Origin of the sequence: Bradyrhizobium sp. CIR48, assembly GCF_014198315.1 — a bacterium.
Lineage (GTDB): Bacteria > Pseudomonadota > Alphaproteobacteria > Rhizobiales > Xanthobacteraceae > Bradyrhizobium.
This window is the reverse complement of sequence record NZ_JACIHG010000001.1, coordinates 623,697-639,327: the sequence shown is the minus strand read 5'-3', so window position 1 is coordinate 639,327 and position 15,631 is coordinate 623,697. Positions and strand designations below refer to the sequence as shown.

Sequence of the window (15,631 nt, the reverse complement as noted above, 5' to 3'; positions counted from 1 at the left end):
GCCGCGGGATGGCGAGCGCGCCGCGTGCATACTAGATTGAGCGCTGACCTTTCGATCTGGAGCCTGCCGATGACGTCGCCCGAGGATTTTTCACGGCTGCAATCCATGATGAGCCAGACGGTCAAGGCGCACTGGAAGGCCTTTCTGTTCGAGGGCATCCTGCTCGCAATTCTCGGCGTCGCGGCGCTGATCCTGCCGCCGCTGGCAAGTCTTGCGATCACGATCTTCCTCGGCTGGATGTTCTTGATCAGCGGCATTGGCGGGCTGATCGTGACCTATTGGGCGCGCAGCACGCCGGGCTTCTGGTGGTCGCTGATCTCGGCTGCGCTCGCCGTGCTCGCCGGCATGCTGCTGCTGGCCCGGCCGATGCAGGCCGTGCTGACGCTGACCATCGTGGTCGGCGCCTACTTCCTGGCCGAGGGCGTCGCCACCATCATGTACGCACTGGAGCACCGCCGCGAGCTCAGCGGCCGCTGGTCGTGGCTGCTGATCTCGGGCCTCGTCGACATCGCGATCTCCTTCATGGTGATCACGGGACTGCCGAGCTCGGCTGAATGGGCCATCGGCGTCCTCGTCGGTATCAACCTCCTGTTCGGCGGCGCCAGCCTGATCGGCCTGGCGCTGGCGGCACGCAACAGCAACACCTGACCTGCCTCGTCGCCTGCCGCGCCGATTGGGGGGTGACAATCCGCTGATGGCGCGCTATATGCCCCTCCATGATCACCGTCGCCACCAGCTATTTTTGGTACTTTAGCTACGACAGCTCGCTGGCGGCAGGAGGATCGCGCTCAATCTGAATATTGAAGCAAACGTCCGAACAAGCCGCCAGACCTGGCGGCTTTTTTATTGGCCGGCAGGTTCGAAACAAACAGGAGCCCGCCGTGCTGAGCACGACCGACGATCTTCGTATCCGCGAATTGAAAGAGCTGAGCACGCCGGAAGAGGTGATGCGGGAAGTCCCGCGCACGCTCACCGCGACGCGCGTCGTGATGGCGGCGCGCAACGCCATCCACGCCATTCTCGCCGGCCAGGACGACCGCCTGCTGGTCGTGGTCGGCCCCTGCTCGGTGCATGACCCTAAGGCCGCGCTGGAATATGCCGAGCGCCTCGCGAGCTTGCGCGAAGAGCTCGCCGACCAGCTCGAAATCGTGATGCGGGTCTATTTCGAGAAGCCGCGCACCACAGTCGGCTGGAAGGGCCTGATCAACGATCCCGATCTGGATGGCAGCTTCGACATCAACAAGGGCCTGCGGCTGGCGCGCAACGTGCTGTCGGCGGTGAACAATCTCGGCCTGCCCGCCGGCACGGAATTCCTCGACATGACGACGCCGCAATACATCGCCGACCTCGTGTCCTGGGCCGCGATCGGCGCGCGCACGACCGAGAGCCAGATCCATCGCGAGCTGGCCTCGGGCCTGTCCTGCCCGGTCGGCTTCAAGAACGGCACCGATGGCAATGTGCGGATCGCGGCGGACGCCGTGAAGTCGGCCTCGCATCCGCATCACTTCATGGCGGTGACGAAGCTCGGCCGCTCGGCGATCGCTTCGACCGCGGGCAACGAGGACTGCCACATCATCCTGCGTGGCGGCAGCAAGCCGAACTATGATGCGGCAAGCGTCGCGGCCGCCTGCAACGAGCTGACCAAATCCGGGGTCGCGCCGCTGGTGATGGTGGATGCCAGTCACGCCAATTCGAGCAAGAAGCCCGAGAACCAGCCGCTGGTGGCGGCCGACATCGCCGGCCAGATCTCAGGCGGCGAAGGCCGCATCATGGGCGTGATGATCGAGAGCAACCTCGTTGCCGGCCGCCAGGACGTCGTGCCGGGCAAGCCGCTCACCTACGGCCAGAGCATCACCGACGGCTGCATCGATTGGCCGACTACGGCGACCGCGCTCGAGCAGCTCGCCGACGCGGTGGAAATCCGCCGCAACGCCCGGCGCGCCGGACTGCAGGAGCGCTCGGCCTAGTTCAGAGCGCACGCGCGTTCGCTCTCCTCACTTCTCCCCCAACGGGGAGAGGTGAAAGGATCAGCAGCCGCGGCAGATGCTCTTGATCTTCCGATCGAGCTCCGCATCTTCCTTGTTCGCGGGGGTGTTCGGATTGCTCAAATTCTTCTCGCTCGGCACGTCAGCCGCGCGCGGCTGGCGGTGACCGACCGGTGCCGGCAACACCCCAGAGGTTCCGCCGCTGCCGCCGGATGTCGATCCCTTGGAACCGCCGGTCTGTGCTGCCGCCGTGCCGCCAAGCAAGACCACGAGCGATGCTGCCACCATGATCTTCTTCATTCTTGCTTCTCCGTTCTCGAACCGGCGCGCTCTCCAACACCGCTCACGTCTCGGGCGGATAGAGATGAACGTCGCCGCAATAGTCCACGATACGATAGCGCGTTTCGGCTTCCGCATCACCCGCATGGGGTGCGGTATTATGCGGCGCCAGGACGTAGCTCGGCCCCACCGGGGATTTGCCGGCGCCCCCGGGAATGTCGATGACATAGTCCGGCTGACATAGCCCTGACACCCGCCCGCGCAACTGCCGCATCAACTCCTGCCCCTCCGCCAGCGTCGTGCGCAGATGCGCCGTGCCCGGCGCGAGGTCGCCGTGATGCAGATAATAGGGCTTGATCCGGCATTCGACGAAAGCTCGCATCAAATCCGACAGAGCGGCAATGTTGTCATTGACCCCGCGCAACAGCACGGACTGGCTCACCAGGGGAATTCCGGAATCGACGAGCCGCGCGCACGCGGCGCGCACCGGTCCCGTCAGTTCGCGCGCATGATTGGCATGCAGCGCCACCCAGGTGGCCGCGCCCTCGACCTTGAGCGCCGCAACCAACTCGTCGCTGATGCGCGCGGGATCGGCCACGGGCACGCGGGTGTGAAGGCGGATGATCTTGACGTGATCGATTGCCGCGAGTTCGGCCATGATCTCGCCCATCCGGCGCGGCGACAGCATCAGGGGATCGCCACCGGTCAGGATCACTTCCCAGATCTCGTGATGCGAACGGATGTAATCGATCGCCGCGCGATAGGCGCCGTCCGACAGCGCGCTGTCCTTGCCGGGGCCCACCATCTCGCGGCGGAAGCAGAAGCGGCAATAGACCGCGCAGACGTGAACGAGCTTGAACAGCACTCGATCGGGATAGCGATGCACGATCCCTGCGACCGGCGAGTGCGGATGATCGCCGATCGGATCGGCGTCCTCGCCCGGCTGCATCTCAAGCTCCGCGGCGCTCGGAACGAATTGCCGTGCGATGGGATCGTCGGGGTCGGATGTATCGATCAGTTCGACCAGCGCCGGCGTGATCGCCACAGCATAGCGTGCGGCAACGCGTTCGAGCGCCGGCAGCGCTGCTGCAGGCGCCAGACCTTCGGCGACGAGCTCAGCCGGCTCGCGCAAAGTGCGTGCAAGGTTCGTTTTCGTCATGTCTCACTAGACGCTTGATTTGCAGGTGGCGTCCAAACTACTTGATCGATCCGCGATGCGCCGCTTGCCAGCATCACCAGCCGGTCGAGGCCGAGGGCGACGCCGCTGGCCTCCGGCATTGCCGCAACTGCGGCCAGAAAGTCCTCGTCGAGCGGATAGGCCTCGCCGTAGCGGCGCTGCTTCTCCGTCATCGATTCCGTGAAGCGTTTTCGCTGCTCCTCGGCATCGGTCAGTTCCCCAAAGCCGTTGGCGAGCTCGACGCCGCAGGCGTAGACCTCGAACCGCTCGGCAACCCTGGGATCGTCAGCCTTCACCCGTGCCAGCGCCGCCTCTGAAGATGGGTATTCGAACAAAATGGTCAAACGCCCCTGCCCCAGATGCGGCTCGATGTGCTCGACGAGCACCTTGCTGAAGATGTCGGACCAGGTGTCGTCCCCGGCCACACGGACCTTGCTACTCGCCGCCTCGGCCAGAGCGGCACGGTTACCCTCGCCGTCCCTGATTGTCGACAGCAGGTCGATGCCGGCGAACCGTTCGAAGGCGCCCGCTACGGTCAGCAGCTCGGGCTCGGCGAAGGGATCGGCGGTCCGCCCCCGGAACGAGAAGGTCCCGATGCCGGTCGCCTGCGCCGCACGGGCGATGACGACGACGCAATCGGCCATGATGGCGTCATAGGAGGCGCCTGCCCGATACCATTCCAGCATGGTGAATTCGGGCAGGTGCAGGTCGCCGCGCTCACGGTCCCGGAACACCCGGGCGAGCTCGAAAATCCGCGTCTCGCCCGCCGCCAGCAGCTTCTTGCAGGCGAATTCGGGCGAAGTCCGCAGATACCGGAGGGCTCGGCTGCCGTCCGGCCGCACGATCTCGGTCCGGGGGGCGTGCAGATGGGTCTCATTGCCCGGGGAGACCTGGAGAACGGAGGTTTCGACCTCCACGAACCCCTGCTCGGCGAAAAAGCCCCGTAGAGACCCGGTAATGGCCCCCCTGGCCTGGAGGAATGGCCGACGGTCGAGATGCCGCCCGGGCGACCAGAACGGTGAGACGGGCTTGTCCCCAGCCATTACCTGACCGCCCCACAGCCGAGCAAAATGCTGGCATCTAACGGCAAAATCAGTATGTTGCGGCCCGAAACGGGCGCCGAGGTCCGATTTGAGGCCCCAAGTCCCCCATCGAATTGATCACGTCCTGGCCGGTGCCGGGCCAAGCAAGCAGGAAATACAGCTTTGAGAGTCATCGCCAGTTCTATTCGCAAAGGCAACGTGATCGAGCAAGACGGCAAGCTCTATGTCGTCGTCAGCGCCGAAAACATCCACCCCGGCAAGGGCACCCCGGTCAGCCAGATCGAGATGCGCCGAATCTCGGACGGGGTAAAGATCTCCGAGCGCTACAAGACCACCGACCAGGTCGAAAAGGCCACCATCGAGGAGCGCAACTACACCTTCCTGTATGAAGATGGCGACGGCTTCCACTTCATGAACCCGGAGACCTACGACCAGGTCCAGGTCTCCAAGGACGTCGTCGGCGACGCGGCCTCGTATCTTCAACCGGACATGACCGTCAAGCTGTCGACCCACGACGTCAACGTGGTCTCGCTCGCGCTGCCCCAGCGCGTGACGCTGGAAGTGGTCGAGACCGAGCCGGTGACCAAGGGCCAGACGGCCTCGTCCTCCTACAAGCCGGCGGTGCTTTCCAACGGCGTGCGCACCACCGTGCCGCCGCACATCGCAGTCGGCACCCGCATCGTCGTCATGACGGAGGACGGCTCCTACTCAGAACGCGCCAAGGACTGACGGGGAACAGAGCAATCGCAGCAGGTGCCGCCGGGGGGCGAGACAGTGGTTGGGAAGGGTTTCCGCTTCGTCTCGCTTCTTTTGGCGTCGCTTTCGCTCCTCATTGCCACTCCGCTCGCTGCGGATGAATTCCGCAGCCCCTCGCTCACGGCCCTGCGCGTCGACTGGCGCGCAGCGCTCGACCAGCTCCGCACCGAGATCAACAGCCGCCCCCGGGTCGCGGACGATTTCATCTTCGCCCCTCGCCGTTCGGTGCCGCGCTACGATCCCCGCGCGATGCCCGCATTGGTGCAGCTCAACGCGGTATCCTCGCGATTCTTCACCGGCATCACCCGCAGTCCCGTACCGGTGCTGCTGCCGTTCGACGCCGCCGCTTACCTCGAGGCGCAGCGCAGCGGCGCGACGGCGACGCTCGCGCTGTCGCGCTATCAGGCGGACTTCAATCCCGTCGACATGTTCGATGCCGGCCCCGCCGGTTACAGCGCGACCTTCTCGCTCGAGCCCGGCGCCGGCGACGGCATGCCGAGCCGGGTGTTCACAAGGCCGGTCGAAGTGCAGATCACGGGATCGGCGCTGGTCTACGACATCGCCGATCCCACCGGCGGCAAGGGCGAGCAGATCAAACCGCTCATAGCGCTCTATCCGGACCTGCGCAGGTTTATCCGGGAAGGCTATGTACGCTACGCTTTTACCCGTTTCGGCGTCGCCTATGTGGTGTCGATCCAGTGCCTCGACAGCGTCGCCAAGCCGCGGCGGCTGGCCTGCAAGGAAGCCTATCCGGTCGCCGAGCGCTTCCTGAAGGCCCTGCGCGTCGCCGGCGGTCAGCGCATGCGACCATTGACGGACATCGCCTCCAACATCCTCGATCGCCCGACGGGCCGTTCACCGGATTTCAGCTACCGGCCGAGCGGCGATATCATCCCGAACACCGGCTACCGCAAGCAGGGCGGCCATCCCGACGCAATGGCCTATGCACAGATCCGCTTTCCGCTCGAAAAGACCCCCGCCTTCGTCCGCTCGCAATCCTATGCCAAGCGGGACAGGACGGAGAGCACGACTGCCTATCCCTGGCGCGACAATTTCTGCGAGTCCCGCAGTTTCGAGGTCTGGCAATGCGCGGGCGGTTACGGCCACCAGGGCGAGGACATCCGCGCCGCCGACTGCCCACCGCCCGGCGAAGGCCGCGAGCCCTGCGATCCCAAGCAGCGCGGTGTCGTCGCGGTGCGCGATGCCATCGTAATCCGCGCGTCCAGGGACCAGGCCGCGACGCTTCAAGTCAACAGCCGCACCGAGCACATCCGCTTCCGCTACATGCACATGAATCCGCACGCAATGAACGCCGATGGCGTGCTCAATGGCCGCATCGTCACCGAAGGCGAGAAGATCGGCGTGATCTCGAATTATCTCGACCATCCCGCCGGTACCTCGATGCATCTGCATTTCGACGTGCAGGTGTTCACACGCGACGGCTGGATCTGGGTCAGCCCCTACGTCACCCTGGTCTCCGCCTACGAACGCCTGATCCACGCCCGCGGCCGCGAGGTCGGCCCGGAGATCGCCGTCACGTCGCAGCCGGTCGCCCATGCGCTGCCGGACGACGTCATCAAGCCGGATCTGCGCGAGGGATCGAGCGGCGAGGAGAATTGAAGGCTTGCTCGCTCCAATGAAGGGCGGTGCAAGAGCTTGTTGTCGCGCGCACCGCCGGCTCAAACAAAAACAGGGATCGGGGTGATGAGTGTCGGACTGATCGGTCTTCTCGACGATATCGCGGCGATTGCAAAGGTGGCAGCGGCCTCGCTCGACGATGTGGCGAGCCAGGCTGCCAAAGCAGGCGCAAAGGCGGCTGGCGTGGTCATCGACGACGCGGCCGTCACGCCGAACTACGTCATCGGTTTTGCCTCGAAGCGCGAACTGCCGATCGTCGGCAAGATTGCAGTCGGATCTCTGCGCAACAAATTGCTGATTTTGCTTCCCGCTGCCCTGCTGCTTGGTTATTTCCTTCCCGCCGCGGTGACGCCGCTGCTCATGCTGGGCGGAACCTTTCTCTGCTACGAGGGTACCGAGAAGGTGCTCGAAGCCGTAATGCCGCATCATGCGCACCACCATGAAGCCCAGCTCGAACCGATCGCGCTGAATGCCCGGTCGGTCGAGGACGAGAAGGTCGCGAGCGCCATCAAGACGGATTTCATCCTGTCGGCAGAGATCATGGCGATCACGCTGGCGGCCCTTCCGGCAGGCAGCATCTGGACGCAGGCGCTGGTGCTGGCGCTGGTCGGCTTCGGTATCACGGTCGGGGTCTACGGCGTGGTAGCCCTGATCGTGAAGGCTGACGATGCCGGCGTAGCCCTTGCGGGCTACGACGGCGCCTCAGTCATTGGCGCCGCGATCCGCTCGCTTGGACGCGCGCTGGTCCGCGGTATGCCCACGTTCCTGACGGTGCTGAGCACCATCGGCACCGCCGCCATGATCTGGGTTGGCGGCGGCATCATCCTGCACGGCATCGAAAAATACGGCCCGCCCGTGGTCGGCCGCACGGTCCATGCCGCAACCGAGGCGGCCGCACACGCCCTTCCATCCATTGCCGGCATCATCGAATGGTCGGTCGAGGCAGCCATCTCAGGCGTGCTTGGACTTCTTGTCGGCGCAGTTGCGATTCCGGCAGTCCAATACGGTCTCTCGCCGGCATGGAAACGGCTGAGGCGATCGCGGGATCGCGCCTCCTAGCCGTGCTCTACTCCAAGAACGTTGTGAGCTGCGCGCCCTCGTCCGCCACGAACACCGCGATCAATTCCGCAGGCTCCGTCAGGCTGGCATTGGCCGAGACCAGATGCGTCGAGCCCGGCGGCTCGAAGAAGGACTGGCCAACGCCAAACGTCGCGACAGGACCGCCGCCAAGCTGGGAGCGGATCTCGCCCTTGGTGATGTAGGCGGTCACGGATCCTGCGTGACGATGCGGGCGCGAGAATCCGCCCGGACCATAGGTGACGCGCACGATGGTGACGCGCTTGCCCGGCACGTTCGGCAATGCGTAGGAGCCGATCGGTTCGACCTTGTCGAGCGGCGAACTCTCCGCCGCCGTGGCGCAGAGCGGCGCCAGCGCGCCGGAGACGGCATCCATCGTCACCGGCAGCGCCTTGCCGATCGCCAGCGCACAGGCCAGCCCTGCGACGACGGCGAGCGCCGTTGAACGTGACGGCCCCGGACGCTGTACGGCAGATAAGCTCATTGCTGTCATCATGACCTCCCTTGTGCCGATCAGGATGCCGCAGCATTCGCGGCCACCGGCCGCGGCGCCGGCGTCCAGCGAAACGCAGCCCCAAAGCGATTCCAGACATTGATCGAGGCGACCGCCGAGGTCAGGTACATCAGTTCGGTCTCGGAGAACTCCCGGGCCGCTTCGGCATAGACGTCCTCGCTGACGCCGTCGGGCAGGACGGTCAGCGCCTCAGCCCAGGCCAGCGCGGCACGCTCACGCGGCGAAAAGATCGGCGCCTCGCGCCAGACCGCGACCAAATGGAGCTTGTCGATGGGAACGCCGATCCGCTCCGACAGCAGGACATGATGCTGCACGCAGAAGGCGCAGCCGTTGATCTGCGAGGCGCGCAACTTGACGAGCTCGAGAAGCTGCTTGTCGAGGCCGGCCTTGGCCGCAAGCTGACCCAGCGCCAGCACCAGATCATAAGCGTCGGGCGCGATCTTCTTGAAATCCTCGTATTCGCTACGGGCATGTGACATTGCGGTTCACCTCGTCTTATTATAAGTGTGCTTACATCTTATAAGAGCTCTGACATGTCACGCAAGACCGATGCCGTCACCAGATCGAAAACCCGCCCGGTGCCCGAACCTGCCGGCGACGCGGCGGTGCGTGTTCCCGCTCCCGGCGAGGGCAAGCGCGGCGAGCAGGGCTATCTCGGTTATCTGCTGCGCCAGGCTCACGCCGCAGTCCGTCTGACGACCGAGCGGACGCTCGCCGATCTCGGTGTAACCTCGCCGCAATTCGCGGTGCTGACGATGCTGAATGCCTATCCGGGACTATCAGGCGCCGATGTCGCCCGCCTCACCTTCCTCACGCCGCAAACAGTCGGGGTCATCATCCGCAATCTCGAACGCGACGGCGCGATTCTGATGACGCCTCATCCCGTCCATGGCCGCATCCAGCAATGGACACTGACCAAGCGCGGAACGACGTTGTTGAAGGCGTGCCGGGAACGGGTGATGGCGCTGGAGAAGCGTCTTGCCGATGGCCTCGATGCCAAGGCCGAGGTGAGCATTCGCCGCTGGCTCGCCAACGTCGCGACCGAGCTGCAGGGGGACTAGGCGAGGCCTAGTCGCCGCCTCCCCCGTCGCCGCCGTCACAGCCGGCGGCATCCCAGAAATCGCCACCCGCACCGCCGTCGCCGCCCTGAATACCGCGGCCAAAGTTCTCGGCGATGATCATCAGAACGACGACGAAGAGCCCGGCACCGAAGGGCCAGGGATTGGCACGGATGATGTCGAACAGCTCCCGCATGCCGCATCTTACGCAGACGGAAGCGAACCGACCGTAAAACGACAGGCCTAAAAGTCAGGGATATCGGGAAGCGCGGGAGCCGACTACCCGCCTTTCAACAGTTTCTTAACCTCACCATCGACCCAGGTCTCGTCCGCCGCGATCACCCGTACGCGGCTGTTGTCGGCAGCATTCACCAGCACATGCGAGCTCACGCGGTCGGCGCTTTGCTCGAGGTGCAAATCGGTCTCGGGCTTCCAACTCAGCGTGGTTGCGAGATCGCCGGGAAAGATCTGCCATTGCGATCCGTCGTCGAGTTCGACGACATGGCTTTCCGCATGCGTGTGTATCTTCATTCCACCCCGAATGTTCGATGAACGGATTGCATGCGCAAGGCGGGCCCCGACGCTCCGCCGGGGCCCTGCTCCGTCAGTCGTTGTCGTGATGAATCACGGTCTTGCTGCGATTGCCGAATTCATCCTGCTTCTTGATCACCGTGGTGCGATCAGAGGGCTCGCGCTCCCTGATGACGGTGGTGCGGTCGCGATCGCGATCCCGCTCACGATACTCGTGGGACTGACCGACCGTCACGCCGGCGCCGACCGGGCCGACGTGAACGCCGACTTCATCAGCGAACGCGGGCGTCGCAACGGCGGTGATCATGGCGGCGGCAAACAGATATGTCCTCATCATCTCTTCCTCCTTCCGGATACGGAGGGAATGCAGGACTGCGACAGTTTGTTCCGACAGAAGCATGATCCCGGGCCGCGCAGAATCAGCCGCGCGGCTGTTCCAGGAACCGACGCACACCGGCCATGTTTCGGGCTACAATGTGCCCATGACGCACGCTGATTCCTCCCTCCATCCGACTCGCCGCAGCCTGCTGCAATCGACGTTCGGTGCAGCCGCTTTGCTCGCATACCCGACACGCGTGCTCGCCGCGCCTCCAGGCTTCGACGAATGGCGCGAGAGCTTTCGCGCACGCGCGATGGCCAAGGGCATCTCGGCCGCGACCTGGCAACGCGCGATGGGACGGGTCGAGCCCGACATGAGCGTGTTCAAGCAGATGCGCAGCCAGCCCGAATTCCACGAGCAGGTCTGGCAATATATCAACCGCCGCGTCTCCGACTGGCGCATCATCAACGGCAAGATCGCGCTGAAGAACAACGAGGCGCTGCTGGCGCGCATTGAGCGGGATTTCGGTGTCGAGCGGGGCACGCTGCTGGCGCTGTGGGGCGTCGAGTCCGCTTATGGCGATCCCCTGGTGCAGCAGAACCACATGACGCCGGTGTTTCCCTCGCTCGCCGCGCTCGCCTGGAACGAGCCGCGCCGCAAGGCCTATTGGGAGACCGAGCTGATCAATGCGCTGCGCATCGTCGACAAGGGCTGGAGCACGCCCGAGCAGATGCAGGGATCCTGGGCCGGCGCGATGGGCCATTCGCAATGGATGCCGGAAGTCTGGCTCAATGTCGGCATCGATTATGACGGCGACGGCAAGGTCTCACCCTTCGGCAAGCCCGACGACGCGCTGGGTTCGACCGCAAAATATCTCGTCAACCGCGGCAAATGGCATCGCGGCGAGCATTGGGGCTATGAGGTGCGCGCCGCCGGCAATATGAGCGGCAGCCGCACCTATGCGGCCTGGGCGTCAGCCGGCGTCACCCGCGCCGACGGCCAGCCGTTCCCGCAGCCGAACGCATCCGCACAAATGTGGACGCCGGTTGCGGGCGGACCGACCTTCCTGCTCGGACCGAATTTCTACTCGGTGAAGAGCTACAACCCTTCCATGAACTATGCGCTTGCGATCTGCCATCTCGGCGACCGCTGCCTCGGGGCGCCGCCCTTCATCCAGCCCTTCCCCGGCTCCGAGCGCGCGCTGACGCTTGCCGAGGTGCAGGAGATGCAGACGCGCTTGACGAAAGCCGGTTTCGACACCGGCGGCACCGACGGCCGCGTCGGCAACGACACCATGAAGGCAATCAAGGATTTCCAGCAGCGCGCGGGGATCACGCCGGCGGATGGCTACGGCGGGTTGAAGGTGCTGGCGAAGCTGCGGCAGGGGTCGTAGGCCTCGCGTTGGCCCGTAGCCCGGATGGAGCGCAGCGTAATCCGGGACAATACCTCCGCTGTTGAAGCCCCCGGATTTCGCTGCGCTCCATCCGGGCTACGCACTCATCGCTAATGCCGGTACTGCGGCTCTTCCGCGTCGAGCTGCCTGCGGATCGCGGCGAGATGGAGCCGGGCGGATTCGGAATCGCCTTCGCGCATCTGCCTGTAGGTCTCGGCCGCGATCGCGGGATCGACGGGCAGCACCTTCCGTCCCGTCGACATCGCCAGCACCTGCACCTCGGCGGCGCGCTCGAGGTAATAGAGATCGTCCCAGGCTTCCGCGATGGTCGGGGCCAGCACCATCACGCCGTGGTGCTTCATGAAGACGATGTCGGCATCGCCGACGGCGGATGCGATGCGCGCACCTTCCTGGTTGTCGAGCGCAAGGCCGTTGTAGTCGCGGTCGACCGCGGTGCGGCCGTAGAATTTCAGCGCGGTCTGGCCGGCCCAGATCAAGGGATCGCCTTCGGTCATCGACAGCGCCGTCGCATAGGGCATGTGGGTGTGGAATGCGACCTTGGCGCGCGGCAGGCGCTTGTGCATCTCGGCATGGATGTAGAACGCGGTCGCCTCCGGCACGCCCTCGCCGTCGAGCACATTGCCGTGGAAATCGCAGATCAGCAGCTTTGAGGCCGTGATCTCGCGAAAGGCATAGCCATAGGGATTGACGAGAAACAGATCGTCGTGCCCAGGCACCACGGCCGAGAAGTGGTTGCAGATGCCTTCCTCAAAACCGTTGCGCGCCGCCATGCGGAAGCAGGCGGCGAGGTCCTCGCGCGCGGTGCGGATTGCATCGGTGGCGAGGTCCGGCCGGTTCGAGCGGAATGGCGCTGACGCGGGTGAGGAAGCGTGAAGGCTGTGCGCCATGGCGAAGGACACCTCTGTCGGTCGAAAGCTGCCGTCTTGTACAGGGGCGCCGCCTGCGCGTCAGCCCCTGCGACCGCCACCCTGCCCTGCGCGGCTCAGGCCCGCCGCGGCACGCCGCCGGCATTCATGCCGCCGTCGATGACGAGCTCGCTGCCGGTGACGTAGCGCGAGGCATCGGAGGCCAGATACAGCACGCCTGAGGCGATCTCCGCCGCCTGCCCCGCGCGGGCGAGCGGCGTGACGACCTTGGCACGCTCCTCGGGATCGATCGGCGCGTTCTGGCCGGCGCCGGTCGCCCCCGTCGGGATCTTGCCCCAGATCGGGGTATCGATGATGCCGGGATGCACGGAATTGACCCGGATGCCGTCGCCGGCCGCCGCGCATTCCATTGCAATCGATTTGGCGAATAGCCGCACGCCGCCCTTGGTCGCCGAATAGGCCGACAGGCCCGGCGCGCCGCGCAGGCCCGCGAGCGAGGACATCATGACGATCGAACCGCCGCCATGCTTTCGCATCAGCGGCAGGCAATGCTTGACCGAGAGAAACACGCCGTCGAGGTTAATCGCATTCTGCTTGCGCCAGTCGGCGAGGGTCATGTCGACGATCGATGGCACGGAGATGCCGATGCCTGCATTGGAGACGAGAATATCGAGCCGACCATGGCGCTTGGCGATTTCGGCGACGATATCGATCCAGCGCTCCTCGCTGGTGACGTCCTGCTCCAGGAACATCGCCTTGCCGCCGGCTTTCGTCACGCGCTTGGCGAGCTCGGGCCCGCGCAGCTCGTCAATATCGGTGATGACAACAGTCGCGCCCTCGCGCGCGAACAGCTCGACGATGGCCTCGCCGATACCCGAGGCGCCGCCGGTCACCAGCGCGACCTTGCCCTCAACCTGCCCTGCCATGTTCACTCCCTTTTTTGTTGTTTGAGCGACGTATTTTATGTCGTCTGAGCTGGTCAGATCTTGCGTTATCTAATCACGGATGGCCCCTGGTCCGGTAGCGCGACGTCGATGACGCGGAATTGCACCCGCTCGACGCCCTGGTAGCGATCGACCGAGAGCGAGCCGGCGACATGCAGCTGCTGGCCGCGGTTGGCCAGCAGCGCGTTGCCGAGCTTCTGGCCGACCGAGCGGAACGCGATGCCGTTGACGATGGCGCCATCGCCCGACTTGAAGCGCAGACGCAGATGCGCCTGCCCGACCTCGTCGGCAAAGACCAGCTGGTGCGCCGGCAGCGCCAGCACGGCTTCCGGATTGCCGCTGCCGAACGGACCGGCACGGTTCAGCGTCGCCGCAAGCTCCGTCGTCACGGCGCGCGCGGAGACCGCGCCGTCGATATAGAGCTCGTTGACGTGGCGCGCCTCGGCGACGTCCTGCGCCAGCGCGTTCTCGAGATAGGCGCGAAACTCGGCGAGCTTCTCTTTCCGCAACGTCACGCCCGCGGCCATCGCGTGGCCGCCGCCCTTCAGCAGAATGCCGTCAGTGACCGCCTGCCGCACCGCCTTGCCGATGTCGACGCCCGCGATCGAGCGGCCCGATCCGGTACCGATGCCGCCGGGCTCCAGAGCTATGGCGAAAGCGGGCCGCGAAAACTTTTCCTTCAGCCGGGAGGCAACGAGGCCGACTACGCCGGGATGCCAGCCTTCGGACGCCGTGACGATGACGCCGAGCTTGTCCTCGAGCCCGATCGAGGCCAGCGCCTCGGCTTCGGCTTGCGCTTCGGCCGCCTGCTCGATGACGCGGCGCTCGCCGTTGAGGCGGTCGAGCTCGGCGGCGATCCGCGCGGCCTCGACGCCGTCGCCTTCCAGCAATAGCCGCACGCCGAGATCGGCGCGGCCGATGCGGCCGCCGGCATTGATGCGAGGCCCCAGCATGAAGCCGAGATGCCAGGCCTCCGGCGGCCCGTTGAGCCGCGCCACGTCCATCAGCGCGGTATGACCGACATGGTCGCGCCGCCGCATCGCGATCAGCCCCTTGGCGACGAAAGCGCGGTTGAGGCCGATCAGGGGCGCGACGTCGGCAACGGTCCCGAGCGCGACGTGATGCAGCATGCCGAGCAGATCGGGCTCCGGCATCTCCGCACTCCAGAAGCCGCGCTGACGCAGCTCGCGGTTGACCGCAACGAGCGTCACCAGCACGAGACCTACAGCGGCGAGATGGCCGAGGCCGGAGAGATCGTCGAGCCGGTTCGGATTGACCAGCGCGTCAACCTCCGGCAGCTCGGTGCCGGCCTGGTGATGGTCGATCACGACCACGGACATGCCGAGCCGCCTGGCTTCGGCGAGCGGCTCGATGCTGGTGGTGCCGCAATCGACGGTGACGAGCAGCGTGGCGCCCTTGGCCGCCAGCCCACGAACCGCTTCGACATTGGGCCCATAGCCTTCGAAAATGCGGTCGGGAATGTGGATCAGCGGATCGAGTCCGCAATGGCGCAGGTGCCAGGCCAGCAGCGCCGCCGAGGTCGCGCCGTCGACGTCGTAATCGCCGAAAATCGCGACCTTCTCGCCCTTCGCCGCCGCATCCGCGATCCGCTTCGCCGCCGCCTCCATCTCCGTCACCGTGAACGGGTCCGGCATGAGCTTGCGGATGGTCGGATCGAGAAAGTCGGGCACCGCGTCGATATCGACGCCGCGGCCGGCCAGCACCCGCGCCAGCAATTCGGGAAGCTGGTGCCGCTGCACCATGGCGAGCGCCTGGGCAGCCCCGCGGGGATCCAGCCGGTCGCGCCAGAGCTTGTCGGTCAGCGAGCGGGCGACGCCGAGAAAGGCCTGGGGCGCTTCGACAGGCAAGGCAGTGGCGGGCGGCGTCATGATGAGGGGCTGGCTAGAGGGACCCGGAAGTCGGAGCTGTCGCATCGGTTCGGCTGGCGACGACGATTGACCCGGAATCGCCTGGGATTTGCAATCTCCGCGTCGCACAAAGCGGTGGATTGCCGATTTGCTGCGCCGACT

The 15,631-nt window shown here is 65.5% G+C and carries 18 protein-coding genes; 7 read left to right on the top strand and 11 right to left on the bottom strand.

Annotated features, from left to right (window positions below; genetic code table 11):
* The first annotated feature begins 69 nt into the window (after positions 1-69).
* Positions 70-648, top strand: a complete 579-nt coding sequence (locus tag GGD66_RS03140; protein WP_018323093.1) for an HdeD family acid-resistance protein — start codon at positions 70-72, stop codon at positions 646-648.
* Between the two features lie 233 nt (positions 649-881).
* On the top strand, positions 882-1,967 hold the full coding sequence (locus tag GGD66_RS03135) for a 3-deoxy-7-phosphoheptulonate synthase (RefSeq protein WP_183256858.1): 1,086 nt from the start codon (positions 882-884) through the stop codon (positions 1,965-1,967).
* A 60-nt stretch (positions 1,968-2,027) separates the two neighbouring features.
* Here the strand turns inward: GGD66_RS03135 and GGD66_RS03130 are convergent, their stop codons facing one another.
* Genes GGD66_RS03130 through epmA form a run of 3 tightly spaced genes read right to left on the bottom strand, consistent with a single transcriptional unit; the run spans position 2,028 to position 4,484 of the window.
* Positions 2,028-2,285, bottom strand: a complete 258-nt coding sequence (locus tag GGD66_RS03130; RefSeq protein ID WP_092258450.1) for a hypothetical protein — start codon at positions 2,283-2,285, stop codon at positions 2,028-2,030.
* Positions 2,286-2,328: 43 nt separating this feature from the next.
* A complete protein-coding gene (locus tag GGD66_RS03125; RefSeq protein ID WP_092258453.1) occupies positions 2,329-3,423 on the bottom strand; it encodes a lysine-2,3-aminomutase-like protein in 1,095 nt (364 codons plus the stop codon).
* Positions 3,420-4,484 carry an EF-P lysine aminoacylase EpmA gene (gene epmA, locus GGD66_RS03120; protein ID WP_183256857.1) on the bottom strand — a complete coding sequence of 355 codons (1,065 nt, stop codon included), beginning with the start codon at positions 4,482-4,484 and terminating at the stop codon, positions 3,420-3,422. The genes GGD66_RS03125 and epmA overlap by 4 nt, the downstream gene beginning before the upstream one ends.
* 162 nt (positions 4,485-4,646) lie before the next feature.
* Between epmA and efp the strand changes: the two genes are divergently transcribed.
* The 3 genes from efp (at position 4,647) to GGD66_RS03105 (ending at position 7,937) form a co-directional block, all read left to right on the top strand.
* A complete protein-coding gene (gene efp, locus GGD66_RS03115; RefSeq protein WP_018323088.1) occupies positions 4,647-5,213 on the top strand; it encodes an elongation factor P in 567 nt (188 codons plus the stop codon).
* Between the two features lie 24 nt (positions 5,214-5,237).
* On the top strand, positions 5,238-6,860 hold the full coding sequence (locus tag GGD66_RS03110; protein WP_183256856.1) for a M23 family peptidase: 1,623 nt from the start codon (positions 5,238-5,240) through the stop codon (positions 6,858-6,860).
* Between the two features lie 84 nt (positions 6,861-6,944).
* Positions 6,945-7,937, top strand: coding sequence for a DUF808 domain-containing protein (locus tag GGD66_RS03105; RefSeq protein ID WP_183256855.1), 993 nt, complete (start codon positions 6,945-6,947; stop codon positions 7,935-7,937).
* Between the two features lie 7 nt (positions 7,938-7,944).
* Here the strand turns inward: GGD66_RS03105 and GGD66_RS03100 are convergent, their stop codons facing one another.
* Together GGD66_RS03100 and GGD66_RS03095 are read right to left on the bottom strand one after the other, a co-directional pair.
* Positions 7,945-8,448, bottom strand: a complete 504-nt coding sequence (locus GGD66_RS03100; protein ID WP_183256854.1) for a cupin domain-containing protein — start codon at positions 8,446-8,448, stop codon at positions 7,945-7,947.
* 20 nt (positions 8,449-8,468) lie between these two features.
* Positions 8,469-8,948 (bottom strand): carboxymuconolactone decarboxylase family protein, encoded by a 480-nt coding sequence (locus GGD66_RS03095; RefSeq protein ID WP_183256853.1) that lies wholly within the window; start codon positions 8,946-8,948, stop codon positions 8,469-8,471.
* Between the two features lie 54 nt (positions 8,949-9,002).
* Between GGD66_RS03095 and GGD66_RS03090 the strand changes: the two genes are divergently transcribed.
* Complete coding sequence (locus tag GGD66_RS03090) at positions 9,003-9,530, top strand: MarR family winged helix-turn-helix transcriptional regulator (protein WP_183256852.1); 528 nt, start codon at positions 9,003-9,005, stop codon at positions 9,528-9,530.
* A 7-nt stretch (positions 9,531-9,537) separates the two neighbouring features.
* On the opposite strand, the gene GGD66_RS03085 is transcribed toward GGD66_RS03090, so the two are convergent.
* From GGD66_RS03085 to GGD66_RS03075, 3 genes are all read right to left on the bottom strand, one after another.
* Positions 9,538-9,723, bottom strand: a complete 186-nt coding sequence (locus GGD66_RS03085) for a hypothetical protein (RefSeq protein WP_183234192.1) — start codon at positions 9,721-9,723, stop codon at positions 9,538-9,540.
* An 83-nt stretch (positions 9,724-9,806) separates the two neighbouring features.
* Entirely contained in the window at positions 9,807-10,058 is a 252-nt protein-coding gene (locus GGD66_RS03080) for a hypothetical protein (protein ID WP_183234191.1), read from the bottom strand.
* A 73-nt stretch (positions 10,059-10,131) separates the two neighbouring features.
* Entirely contained in the window at positions 10,132-10,392 is a 261-nt protein-coding gene (locus GGD66_RS03075; protein WP_026202873.1) for a hypothetical protein, read from the bottom strand.
* A 148-nt stretch (positions 10,393-10,540) separates the two neighbouring features.
* On the opposite strand from GGD66_RS03075, the gene GGD66_RS03070 reads away from it, so the two are divergent.
* On the top strand, positions 10,541-11,770 hold the full coding sequence (locus GGD66_RS03070) for a lytic murein transglycosylase (protein WP_183256851.1): 1,230 nt from the start codon (positions 10,541-10,543) through the stop codon (positions 11,768-11,770).
* Between the two features lie 110 nt (positions 11,771-11,880).
* Here GGD66_RS03070 and GGD66_RS03065 read toward each other — a convergent pair whose 3' ends face one another.
* The 3 genes from GGD66_RS03065 to recJ all read right to left on the bottom strand — a co-directional run bounded on the left by GGD66_RS03065 (position 11,881) and on the right by recJ (position 15,490).
* Positions 11,881-12,678 carry an aldolase gene (locus tag GGD66_RS03065; protein ID WP_092258474.1) on the bottom strand — a complete coding sequence of 266 codons (798 nt, stop codon included), beginning with the start codon at positions 12,676-12,678 and terminating at the stop codon, positions 11,881-11,883.
* Between the two features lie 95 nt (positions 12,679-12,773).
* A complete protein-coding gene (locus tag GGD66_RS03060) occupies positions 12,774-13,583 on the bottom strand; it encodes an SDR family NAD(P)-dependent oxidoreductase (RefSeq protein ID WP_177237194.1) in 810 nt (269 codons plus the stop codon).
* Positions 13,584-13,648: 65 nt separating this feature from the next.
* Positions 13,649-15,490 (bottom strand): single-stranded-DNA-specific exonuclease RecJ, encoded by a 1,842-nt coding sequence (recJ, locus tag GGD66_RS03055; RefSeq protein WP_092258480.1) that lies wholly within the window; start codon positions 15,488-15,490, stop codon positions 13,649-13,651.
* Between the last annotated feature and the right edge of the window lie 141 nt (positions 15,491-15,631).

Bases quoted from the DNA above. Each gene is read 5' to 3' on its own strand.
- GGD66_RS03140 (WP_018323093.1), top strand. From the start codon at position 70: ATGACGTCGCCCGAGGATTTTTCACGGCTGCAATCCATGATGAGCCAG.
- GGD66_RS03130 (WP_092258450.1), bottom strand. From the start codon at position 2,285: ATGAAGAAGATCATGGTGGCAGCATCGCTCGTGGTCTTGCTTGGCGGC.
- GGD66_RS03125 (WP_092258453.1), bottom strand. From the start codon at position 3,423: ATGACGAAAACGAACCTTGCACGCACTTTGCGCGAGCCGGCTGAGCTC.
- epmA (WP_183256857.1), bottom strand. From the start codon at position 4,484: ATGGCTGGGGACAAGCCCGTCTCACCGTTCTGGTCGCCCGGGCGGCAT.
- GGD66_RS03105 (WP_183256855.1), top strand. From the start codon at position 6,945: ATGAGTGTCGGACTGATCGGTCTTCTCGACGATATCGCGGCGATTGCA.
- GGD66_RS03100 (WP_183256854.1), bottom strand. From the start codon at position 8,448: ATGACAGCAATGAGCTTATCTGCCGTACAGCGTCCGGGGCCGTCACGT.
- GGD66_RS03095 (WP_183256853.1), bottom strand. From the start codon at position 8,948: ATGTCACATGCCCGTAGCGAATACGAGGATTTCAAGAAGATCGCGCCC.
- GGD66_RS03090 (WP_183256852.1), top strand. From the start codon at position 9,003: ATGTCACGCAAGACCGATGCCGTCACCAGATCGAAAACCCGCCCGGTG.
- GGD66_RS03085 (WP_183234192.1), bottom strand. From the start codon at position 9,723: ATGCGGGAGCTGTTCGACATCATCCGTGCCAATCCCTGGCCCTTCGGT.
- GGD66_RS03080 (WP_183234191.1), bottom strand. From the start codon at position 10,058: ATGAAGATACACACGCATGCGGAAAGCCATGTCGTCGAACTCGACGAC.
- GGD66_RS03075 (WP_026202873.1), bottom strand. From the start codon at position 10,392: ATGAGGACATATCTGTTTGCCGCCGCCATGATCACCGCCGTTGCGACG.
- GGD66_RS03070 (WP_183256851.1), top strand. From the start codon at position 10,541: ATGACGCACGCTGATTCCTCCCTCCATCCGACTCGCCGCAGCCTGCTG.
- GGD66_RS03065 (WP_092258474.1), bottom strand. From the start codon at position 12,678: ATGGCGCACAGCCTTCACGCTTCCTCACCCGCGTCAGCGCCATTCCGC.
- GGD66_RS03060 (WP_177237194.1), bottom strand. From the start codon at position 13,583: ATGGCAGGGCAGGTTGAGGGCAAGGTCGCGCTGGTGACCGGCGGCGCC.
- recJ (WP_092258480.1), bottom strand. From the start codon at position 15,490: ATGACGCCGCCCGCCACTGCCTTGCCTGTCGAAGCGCCCCAGGCCTTT.